The sequence below is a fragment of the Hydrogenophaga sp. genome, assembly GCF_041633695.1.
Lineage (GTDB): Bacteria > Pseudomonadota > Gammaproteobacteria > Burkholderiales > Burkholderiaceae_C > Hydrogenophaga.
The window spans coordinates 1-2436 of the sequence record NZ_JBFJMY010000558.1; the positions used below are offsets into that span (position 1 = coordinate 1).

The following is a 2436-nucleotide window of genomic DNA, read 5'->3' on the forward strand; positions in this document are numbered from 1 at the left end:
CAGCCAGTCGCCCGGGCGGCGGGCCACGGCGATCACGTGGCCGTTGGCTTCGCTGACCAGGCCATGGGCGCGGGTCGGCAGCTTCAAGCGCTTGCGCACGCGCCAGTCAGGCGCGCTCAGGTCGATCAGACCCAGGTACTGTTCCAGGTCGGTTTGCCAGGCGGTCAGCAGCGCGGACGGCTGGGGCGCCGCTGCCCCAGCCAGGGCCGACCAAGGGGCCAGGCCAGCACCCAGCAGCAGTTGCAGCCCTTGTCGGCGGGTTGGTTGGTGGCCGGAGGCGCTGCTCAAGCTGTTGGACGGCGCTGGCTGCATGGATCAGTCTCCGTCGGCATCGGAGAAGCCGAGCGGGATGTTCAAGGAACCGGCGACTTCGTGCTGGAACAAGATGGACAGCGCCTTGAGCGATTGCGCAGCGCGCTGCACCTCCGCTGGCCGCAGTGGCGTGGCCAGGGCGGCCATGGCCCGGTCGCTTTGCTCCACCGCTTCGGTCCAGCGCGAAGCCAGCGCCAATTTGCCCTGGCCCATCAGCAGCGATTCGATGGGCACGGCGCCCTCGCCGGGCTTGACCGGCGCACGGCCTTGCCGTGGGTACAGCGCCGCGTGGTTGCGCAACAAGCGCCACTGGCTGGTCCAGCTGGCCAGATCACTGGCGCTGGCCTGGCGCGCAAAGGTGGGTGCGGTACCGGCGGGCGCAGAGACCACCGGCTTTTCCATTTCGGCCCAGCGCAGACGCTCCAGCGCGCCCAACCACTGGTTGATCCATTCCACATGCGCGGCCTCGGTGGCCTGCGGCGTGGTTTGCGTGCCGAGCACCGGTGCGCTGGCAAACCCGTTGGCCAGCGCCTGGGCCTCGCGCCCGATGTCGGCGGCCACTTCGACCGCAAACGCGCAGGCGGGGGTCTGGGGGGCTACCGGCTGGGTCCACAACAGCCATTCGAGGGCGGGCAGGCCTTTGGCCGGGGTGCCCACCAGCTCCATATCGGCCGCGCCCTGTGGCGCGCGGGCGATGGCCTTTTCGATCAGCGCGGGGCGGGTGGGCCAGAAGTCGATCTGGCGCTGGGAGCGCCGCTCCAGCAAGGGACCGACCGCCACCGTGGACAGCGTGTCCCAGGCCAGCAAGGTGCTCTGCCATTGCGTGCGTGCAGCGGCCAGATCGCCTGCGGTGGGTGCCGACGCGCAGTGGTTTTGTGTCGCGGTCACCAGGGCTTGTGCCGCCGTGACAAAGCGCTGGGCGTCGGGCAGCAACTGGTGCCGGTACAAGCCTTGCAGGGCTTGCTGGGCGGTGTAGCTCGGCACCGCCAACACAGAGGATTGGGCCCACAGCGGTGGCGCGAGCAGCAGTCCGGCAGTCAGCAGACCGTGGCGCCAGTTGCGCGCGGCGGCCGTGGTGAGCCGGGAGAAAGAGAGGTCGCCAAGCATCACAAGGACTCCAGAAATTTCACCAGGGCGGCGCGTTCGGACGGATTCATTTTCAGCACCCGCTCTTTGGCGGACTGGGCCTCGCCGCCGTGCCAGAGCACCGCTTCGAGCACACCGTCGGCCCGCCCGTCGTGCAACAGGCGCTGGTGGCCGTTGACGCCGGGGATCAAACCAATGCCCCACAGCGGCGGCGTTTTCCATTGTTGGCCGTTGGCCAGGAAGTCGGGGCGGCCATCGGCCAGGTCCGGCCCCATGTCGTGCAGCAGCAAGTCGGTGTAGGGCCAGATGCGCTGCCCCTTCAATTGGCTGCTGGTGAGGCGCGGAAACGGGCCTTCGGCGGTCACGTAGCTGGGGCGGTGGCAGGCGGCGCATTGGGCTTGGGCAAACAAGGCCTGACCGCGCAACACCTGAGCGTCACGGGGCGCTCGCCGTGCGGCAGGTGCCAGCGTGGCCTGGTAGAACACCACTTGTTCAAAGGTCTCGTCGTCGATCTCGGGGGAAGCCGCGTTGGCCTGGGCGGCCTTGTCTACGCCGTCGCTGCCATTGCGCTTTCCGCCGCCGTGCGGCGCGGCCAGGCAATCGCGCTGGACCGAGGTGCAGGATTCGTGCGGGAACAGGCTGGAGGTGATGCCCATGTCGCCGTTGAACGCGCCAGCGGTCTGGTGCGCCAGACTGGCCACGTTGGCTTTCCAGCCAAAGCGCCCCACCCGCTCGGCCTGGGCCACCACGTCCCAGACCCGGTTGACCTGGCCTTTCACCGGGCCGGCCTGGGCCGCCTGGTCCTGGGCGTTGCGCAAGATGTCGGCTTCGGCAATCGCCTCCAGCAAACCCACGCCGGCCAGCTGTGGCGCCACGCGCGGGCTCAGCATCGTGCCCTGGGCCAGCGGCCCGTAGGCGAGATCGGTGAGCGCATACAGCGGCTGTTGCAAGCTGTAGCCTGTGCCATCGGCGAACTGGCCGTGGATGGTGCGGCTGCGGATCTCCACCCGGCCTTCGGGTTTCACGCCTTGCACGGCG

2 protein-coding genes and 1 pseudogene are annotated in these 2436 nt (G+C 69.2%); all 3 read right to left on the minus strand.

Features of this window, described 5'->3' with window-relative positions; all coding sequences use genetic code 11:
• Positions 1-312: pseudogene (locus tag ABYB95_RS21625) on the minus strand (DUF1513 domain-containing protein); the annotation flags it as partial.
• Positions 313-315: 3 nt separating this feature from the next.
• Positions 316-1419, minus strand: a complete 1104-nt coding sequence (locus ABYB95_RS21630; protein ID WP_372661807.1) for an imelysin family protein — start codon at positions 1417-1419, stop codon at positions 316-318.
• A partial coding sequence (locus tag ABYB95_RS21635; protein WP_372661810.1) for a di-heme oxidoredictase family protein occupies positions 1419-2436 on the minus strand: 1018 nt, incomplete at its 5' end. The genes ABYB95_RS21630 and ABYB95_RS21635, both read right to left, overlap by 1 nt.